This is a genomic window from Mycobacterium sp. GA-2829 (genome assembly GCF_001499965.1).
GTDB lineage: Bacteria > Actinomycetota > Actinomycetes > Mycobacteriales > Mycobacteriaceae > Mycobacterium.
In genome coordinates this window covers 68,668-75,912 of the sequence record NZ_LQIT01000028.1, presented here as the reverse complement: position 1 = coordinate 75,912, position 7,245 = coordinate 68,668, and the positions used below count along the sequence as shown (strand labels likewise).

The following is a 7,245-nucleotide window of genomic DNA, read 5'->3' as shown; positions in this document are numbered from 1 at the left end:
TCCTGGCCTTCGCCGCCCCCCCCCAGGCCGCCCCCGCCGGCCCCGGCAACGCCCAGGACGCCATCAGCTCCCTCGATGACCGCGGCTACCAGGTCCGCGTCAACCAGCAGGGCATGACCAAGCCGCTGGACCAGTCGAAGATCGTGTCGGTCCGCTACGACAACGACGACCGCGTCGTCTACGTCACGACCCGCTGAGCTTTCTTCCCGCCGAGACTGCTGTCAGATCGCGAAAACTCGCGAAATCATGATCTGACAGCAGTCTCGGCGTTTGTCTAGCGGACCGCGCTGCCGACCCAGCGGCGCAGGAAGGTCCGCAGCGCCTCGCCGGTGCGCGGCGGGCGACCCGGATCCACGACGAACGACTGGATGATCCGCAGCAGATACTCGGCGAGCTCGTCGAGTTCGGCGTCGCCGTAACCGAGCGCGGCCCAATCGACGTCGAAGCGCCGCACCATCGCGTTCGCGAACTGCAGCGCGACGTCGGAGGTCACCGACTCCGAATGGGCGTCGGCGCGGCCGGGAGTGACGAGCAGGCCGATGTGCTTGTCCTTCGGCAGCCATTCCAACGCCGTGGCGATCGCCTCGGTCACCGCTTCGGTGGGATCGGTGATGCCACGCACGTGGTCGGCCAACCGGTCGAGGAACCCGGCAGCGGCGTGTACGGCCGCCTCGATCAGCAGCGCCTCCGTGCTGGGGAAGTACCGGTACACCGTCTGCCGCGTGACACCGAGGGTGCGCGCGACGTCGGCGATGCTCAGATCGGCGCCGCGCTCGTCGATCGCCCGGCCCGCGGCGGCCAGGATCCGTTCGACGGCTTCCTCGTCGCTGGCAGGCGCCGAGCCCGACCAGCCGTGGGTGCGCATGGGCTGAGGATACTCAGCCCCGGTAGCTGACCGGCAGCTCCTTGACCCCGTTGATCCAGCCCGAGCGGAGGCGTTGCGGCTCACCCAGTTTCGCGATGTCGGGAATCTGGTCGGCCAACTCGTTGAAAATGAGCTTGATCTCCATACGGGCCAGGTTCGCGCCGATGCAGTAGTGCGCGCCGTTGCCGCCGAAGCCGAGATGCGGGTTCGGATCGCGCAGGATGTCGAACCGGAAGGGGTCCTCGAAAACCTCGTCGTCGTAGTTCGCGGAACTGTAGAACAGCCCGGCGCGCTGCCCCTTGCGAATCGTCACCCCGCCGAGTTCGACGTCGGCCAGCGCGGTGCGCTGGAAGCAGTGCACCGGAGTGGCCCAGCGGACGATCTCATCGACCGCGGTCTCGGGCCGGTCCCGCTTGAAGAGCTCCCACTGGTCGGGGTTGTCGAAGAACGCGTTCATGCCGTGCGTCATCGCGTTGCGGGTGGTCTCATTGCCCGCCACGGCGAGCAGGATGACGAAGAACGCGAACTCGACGTCACCGAGCGATTCCCCGTCTTCCCCTCCCATGTCGGCCTGTACAAGCCGCGTCACGATGTCGTCGGCCGGACACCGCCTGCGCTCCTCGGCCATGGTGTAGGCGTAGCCCATGAGCTCGGCGTTGGCGACCGTCGGATCGGAGTCGAAGTCCGGATCGTCGGTGTTCATGATGCAGTTCGACCAGTGGAACAGCCGCTCGCGGTCGGCCTCCGGGACACCGATCAGGTCGGCGATCGCCTGCAGCGGCAGGCTCATCGCGATGTCGGTCACGAAGTCCCCGCTGCCCTTCTCCTTCGCCGCGGCGACGATCTCGCGGGCCGACACCGCCAGCTTCTCCTCGAGCGCGGCGACCGACCGCGGGGTGAACAGCCGGGACACGATCTTGCGCAACCGGGTGTGTTCGGGGGCGTCGTGGTTGATCAGCAGCGCCTTGGTCAGGTCGAGCTGTTCGGCGGTGACCCCTTCGGGCAGACGCATGACCGCGCCCTTGGCGTTCGTCGACCACAGCTCACCGTTACGGGAGATCGCCTTGATGTCCTCGTGCCGGCTGATGACCCAGTAGCCGCCGTCGTCGAAGATCGACTCGGCCTGCTCGTTCCACCACACGGGCGCGGTCTTGCGGAGCTGCGCGAACTCGTCGACCGGGATGCCGTGGAGCAGTACGTCGGGATCGGTGAAATCGAATCCGGCCCCGAACGGGCACCGGCTCTCCATCGTCGTCATCAGGACACCTCTTTCGTGTGACGCCGGACACGTTGTCATTGACCATACACTTCGCCGCGACATGTATGCCCGGCGCAACGGTTTAGGGTGCTCGTGTGCGCGTCCTGGTAATCGGATCCGGTGCCCGTGAACATGCCCTGCTGCTGGCGTTGCGGCGTGATCCCGAGGTGGAGGCTCTCGCGGTGGCGCCCGGCAACCCGGGTACCGCGGCGATCGCCGATCAGTACGACGTCGACCTCACCTCCGGCGAGGCCGTCACCGAGCTCGCCCGCCGCATCGGCGCCGACCTCGTCGTGATCGGACCCGAGGTGCCGCTGGTGCTCGGTGTCGGGGACGCGCTGCGCGCTGCGGGCATCGCCTGCTTCGGGCCCGGCCGCGACGCGGCCCGCATCGAGGGCTCCAAGGCCTTCGCCAAGGACGTCATGAACGCCGCCGGGGTCCGCACCGCGAGCAGCGAGATCGTCGACAACCCCGGACACCTCGACGCCGCCCTCGACCGGTTCGGACCGCCCGCGGGCCAGGCCGCCTGGGTGGTCAAGGACGACGGGCTGGCGGCAGGCAAGGGTGTGGTCGTCACCGCCGACCGCGACGCGGCCCGCGCGCACGCCGCCGGCCTGCTCGACTCGGGGCATCCGGTGCTGCTCGAATCGTTCCTCGACGGCCCCGAGGTGTCGCTGTTCTGCGTCGTCGACGGTGAGACCGTGGTGCCGCTGCTGCCCGCGCAGGACTTCAAACGCGTGGGCGACAACGACAGCGGGCCCAACACCGGCGGGATGGGCGCCTACGCCCCGCTGCCCTGGCTCCCCGCCGAGGTCACCACCCAGATCGTCGACGAGATCGTCAAACCCGTTGCCGCCGAACTGGTTCGGCGCGGCAGCTCGTTCTCGGGCCTGCTGTACGCCGGTCTGGCCATCACCTCACGAGGTCCGGCCGTCGTCGAGTTCAACTGCCGCTTCGGCGATCCCGAGACCCAGTCGGTGCTCGCGCTGCTCGAATCCCCGCTCGGACAGCTGCTGTACGCCGCGGCGACCGGACAGCTCGCCGACTTCCCACCGCTGCAGTGGCACGACGGCGCCGCCGTGACCGTCGTGCTGGCCGCCGAGAACTATCCGGGACGGCCGCGCGTCGGCGATGTGATCACCGGCGCCGACGCCGAAGGTGTGCTGCACGCGGGCACCGCCCGGCGCGACGACGGGGCGATCGTGTCGTCGGGCGGCCGGGTGCTCTCGGTGGTCGGCACAGGCGCCGACCTGAACGCCGCCCGCGACGCCGCCTATGCGACGCTGTCGACGATCCGCCTGCCCGGCAGTCACTTTCGTACGGACATCGGCCAGGCGGCCGCCGAAGGCACGATAGCGCTCTAGGTTCGGCGGGGCAGGAGCGCAGCGACCCGGGGATTTCAGGTGGCGACGAGCGGCGCCATCCAGGTGATCTCCGCAGGCAGCTGCGCACTCCAGAACGAGGCGTCGTGGCCGCCGGGAGAGAAGCCGCCCGCGGGCGGGTTCGGCAGCTGGGCGATGAACTGCTCGGTCGCCGAGTAGAACGGATCCGAAGTGCCACAGTCGATCCGGATCGGGATGGACGCGAACTCCGGGCGTCCCCACACACTGTTGGCGGCGTAGTCGTCGGCGCCGTCGAACGCGCCGGGGGCGGTCGCGCCCGCCGACGTCCACAGCGCCGGGCTCACCGCGCAGATTGCCGCCGTGCGCGCCGGGCCGAGACGGGCACCGAGCAGCAGCGCCCCATAGCCGCCCATCGACCAGCCGATGAATCCGACCCGCGACGTGTCCAGCCCCTGCTCGGCGAGCATGGGCAGCAACTCGTCGAGCACCATCGCCCCGGAGTCCTCACCCGAAGCGCGCTGGTGCCAATAACTCCCGCCGCCGTCGACCGCCACCACCGCGAAGGGCGGCAACCCCGCTGCCACCGCCTGGGCCAGGCCCTGTTCGACCCCGCCCGCCATTACCTGGGCGGCGTCGGAGCCCTTGCCGTGCAGGGCGATCACCGGCCGCAGCGGACCAGTCTGACCGGGCGGCCGCGCGATCGCCCAGTTGGTCGCGACACCGCCGCGCGCGGCGGAGGTGAACGAACCGGTGATGTACGTCGGGGCCGGCGGCGCCGCAGCAGAGGGCGTCGCACCGAATGCGACGGCACCCGCGGCGCCCACGGCCACACCACCGGCGAGGCGCAGGGCCGCACGGCGACTCAGGTCCACGGACATGGCGGCCATCTTGCCATCGCGGCGCGACGGTGCCGCGCCCGCCGAGTCTGAAGAATGGCTGGGGTTTGGGCGAAACGACGATGCCCCACCCCCGTGACTGGCAGCATGCTAAACGTGACGGCAGCAGTCACTCCGAAAGGGGAACGCAGGCGGTACGCGCTGGTCAGCGCCGCCGCCGATCTGCTGTGCGAAGGCGGATTCGACGCCGTGCGGCACCGCGCGGTGGCGCGCCGGGCCGGCCTGCCGCTGGCGTCGACGACCTACTACTTCTCCTCACTCGACGACCTCATCGTCAAGGCCGTCGAGTACGAGGGCATCCGCGAAGCCGAACGCCTCAGACAACGGGTGGCCGCGCTGTCGCGGCGCCGCCGCGGCGCGGAGTCCACCGCCGACGTGCTGGTGGATCTGCTCCTCGGCAACCCGGGTGTGCGCGGCAGCGAGGAACTGATCTCCCGCTACGAGCGCTACATCGCCTGCGCCCGCCAACCCGCGCTGCGCGACGTCCAGCGGCGCATCCTGCGTCAGCGCACCGACGCGGTGGTCGAGGTGATGGAACGCTCCGGCCGCAGGGTGCGCGCGGAACTGCTCACCGCGCTCGTCTGCGCCGTCGACGGTGCGGTGGTGGCGGCCCTCGTCGGGGACGGCGACGGCCCTCGCGCCACCGCCCGCGCCACCCTCATCGACGTCATCGACGTGCTCGCACCGGTGGGGTGACTCGCGTACGGGCCGCACAGGCGGCGATGATGGTGACCGACCCACAGTGACGGAGGAGCTATGAGCCAGCCAGACACGGTCACCGAGGAACCGCAACTCAAGCGGGTGATGGGTCCCGGGCTGCTGCTGCTGTTCATCGTCGGCGACATCCTCGGCACGGGCGTCTACGCGCTGACCGGCGACGTGGCCGCAGAAGTCGGTGGCGCAGCATGGCTTCCGTTCCTGGTGGCCTTCCTCATCGCCACCATCACCGCGTTCAGCTATCTCGAACTCGTCACCAAGTATCCGCAGGCCGCGGGCGCTGCGCTCTACGCGCACAAGGCTTTCGGCCTGCAGTTCGTGACGTTCCTGGTCGCGTTCGTGGTCATGTGCTCGGGCATCACGTCGGCCTCGACCGCGTCGCGGTTCTTCGGCGCCAACCTCGTCGAGGGGTTCGGGCTCGAATGGGGCACCGCGGGTGTGGCCGCGATCGCGCTGGGGTTCATGGCGTTGCTGGCGGCGGTGAACTTCCGCGGTGTCGGCGAGAGCATCAAACTCAACGTCGTCCTCACCATCATCGAGGCGACCGGTCTGATGCTGGTGCTGTTCGTCGGGCTGTGGGCGTTCACCCGCGGCGGGGACATCGACTTCTCCCGCGTGATCGCCTTCGAGACCGACTCCGACAAGAACGCGTTCATGGCCGTCACCGCGGCGACGTCGCTGGCCTTCTTCGCGATGGTGGGCTTCGAGGATTCGGTCAACATGGCCGAGGAGACCAAGGATCCGGTCAAGACGTTCCCCAGGGTGCTCCTCTCCGGGCTGACCATCGCCGGCATCGTCTACATGCTCGTCGCCGTGGTCGCGGTGGCGCTGGTACCGGTCGGGCAACTCGCCGACAGCGACACCCCGCTCGTCGAGGTGGTCAAGGCCGGGGCGCCGGGCCTGCCGATCGACACGCTCTTCCCGTTCATCTCGATGTTCGCGGTCTCCAATACCGCGCTGATCAACATGCTCATGGCCAGCCGGCTGATCTACGGCATGGCCCGCCAGCACGTGCTGCCGCCGGTGCTGGGCCGGGTGCACCCGCGCCGGTTGACGCCGTGGGTCGCCATCGGATTCACCACGCTGATCGCCTTCGGCCTGATCTTCTACGTGAGCGTGTTCGCCAGCAGCAGCGCGATCTCCATCCTCGGCGGCACCACGTCGCTGCTCTTGCTGGCGGTGTTCGCGGTCGTGAACGTGGCGGTGCTGCGGCTGCGGCGCGATATCCAGGCCGGCGGCAATCACTTCAAGACGCCGACCGTGCTGCCGGTGATCGGGTTCATCGCGTCGCTGTACCTGGTGCTGCCGTTCTCCGGCAGGCCCGCGCAGCAGTACTACGTGGCGCTCGGGCTGATCGCGATCGGCATCGTGCTGTTCTTCATCACCCGGGTGATCAACAAGCGACTCGGCGTCGGCGAGGCGATCACCGACCCGACCCAGCTCGCGGACTGAGCGTCGGCGTGACGATGCAGCCCGTGGCGTCGTCCCCGTAAGTGGTGACGGCGCCGGGCCTGCGGGTGGCATAGAGCGCGACGTAGGCGCAGACGACGGCGTCGACCGGGTCCTCGGCGCGGCGCAGTTCCGCCTTGCGGGTCGCCGACTCCACGGCGCCGCGCAACTCGTGCCACCGGGCGTGCGCCACGTCGAGCGCCGGGTCCGCGTCGGAGAGGGTTTCGATCAGCGTCATCAGCCGCAGCAGTTCTGCGCGCAGCTGGGAGACGTCGCGGCCCGGCTTCTGCTTGTACTTCAACGTCTTGGGCAGTCCGAACAGCGCGACGGTCGCGGCGTGCGGATACACCTCGATGGCCGGGGCGCCCAGCGTGGCGGCCAAGCGGGTGCCGCGGCTGCCCTCGGCGAACCACGGGTGGCCGGTGTTCGACGGGTGACAGCCCGCCTCGAAGGCACGGAAATCGCGGTTGAGCGCGGCTTCGCACGGCCGGTTCCCGGTCGGATTGGTCACCACCAGCGGGGCGTCGATCGCGAGGAGGTTGCCGGGATGCGTGTACGGCCCGAGTTGGGCGACGATCTCGGCGTCGGTGATGGCGGCGTCGAGGTGGACCAGCCTGCCGCCCGCGTCGACGACCGCGACGCCGGTCGGACTGCGTTCACCCCAGGCGAGGTCGATCCCGACGAAGTACACGTGACCAGCGTGCCCGATCCGCGCCG

8 protein-coding genes are annotated in these 7,245 nt (G+C 69.6%); 4 read left to right on the top strand and 4 right to left on the bottom strand.

Annotated elements, in window-relative coordinates:
• The first annotated feature begins 2 nt into the window (after positions 1 to 2).
• Positions 3 to 197 (top strand): hypothetical protein, encoded by a 195-nt coding sequence (locus AU194_RS17850; RefSeq protein ID WP_082698699.1) that lies wholly within the window; start codon positions 3 to 5, stop codon positions 195 to 197.
• A 77-nt stretch (positions 198 to 274) separates the two neighbouring features.
• Here AU194_RS17850 and AU194_RS17845 read toward each other — a convergent pair whose 3' ends face one another.
• Complete coding sequence (locus AU194_RS17845; protein ID WP_059090577.1) at positions 275 to 865, bottom strand: TetR/AcrR family transcriptional regulator; 591 nt, start codon at positions 863 to 865, stop codon at positions 275 to 277.
• A 13-nt stretch (positions 866 to 878) separates the two neighbouring features.
• On the bottom strand, positions 879 to 2,123 hold the full coding sequence (locus tag AU194_RS17840) for a cytochrome P450 (protein WP_059090576.1): 1,245 nt from the start codon (positions 2,121 to 2,123) through the stop codon (positions 879 to 881).
• Positions 2,124 to 2,218: 95 nt separating this feature from the next.
• On the opposite strand from AU194_RS17840, the gene purD reads away from it, so the two are divergent.
• Positions 2,219 to 3,487 (top strand): phosphoribosylamine--glycine ligase, encoded by a 1,269-nt coding sequence (gene purD, locus AU194_RS17835; protein WP_059090575.1) that lies wholly within the window; start codon positions 2,219 to 2,221, stop codon positions 3,485 to 3,487.
• A 35-nt stretch (positions 3,488 to 3,522) separates the two neighbouring features.
• Here purD and AU194_RS17830 read toward each other — a convergent pair whose 3' ends face one another.
• Positions 3,523 to 4,353, bottom strand: coding sequence for an alpha/beta hydrolase family protein (locus AU194_RS17830; protein WP_059090574.1), 831 nt, complete (start codon positions 4,351 to 4,353; stop codon positions 3,523 to 3,525).
• A gap of 96 nt (positions 4,354 to 4,449) precedes the next feature.
• Between AU194_RS17830 and AU194_RS17825 the strand changes: the two genes are divergently transcribed.
• Together AU194_RS17825 and AU194_RS17820 are read left to right on the top strand one after the other, a co-directional pair.
• Positions 4,450 to 5,058, top strand: a complete 609-nt coding sequence (locus AU194_RS17825) for a TetR/AcrR family transcriptional regulator (protein WP_059090573.1) — start codon at positions 4,450 to 4,452, stop codon at positions 5,056 to 5,058.
• Positions 5,059 to 5,118: 60 nt separating this feature from the next.
• A complete protein-coding gene (locus AU194_RS17820; protein WP_059090572.1) occupies positions 5,119 to 6,531 on the top strand; it encodes an APC family permease in 1,413 nt (470 codons plus the stop codon).
• Here the strand turns inward: AU194_RS17820 and AU194_RS17815 are convergent.
• Entirely contained in the window at positions 6,503 to 7,219 is a 717-nt protein-coding gene (locus AU194_RS17815; protein WP_059090571.1) for a DUF429 domain-containing protein, read from the bottom strand. The two genes, AU194_RS17820 and AU194_RS17815, sit on opposite strands and share 29 nt — an antisense overlap.
• Positions 7,220 to 7,245: the final 26 nt, after the last annotated feature.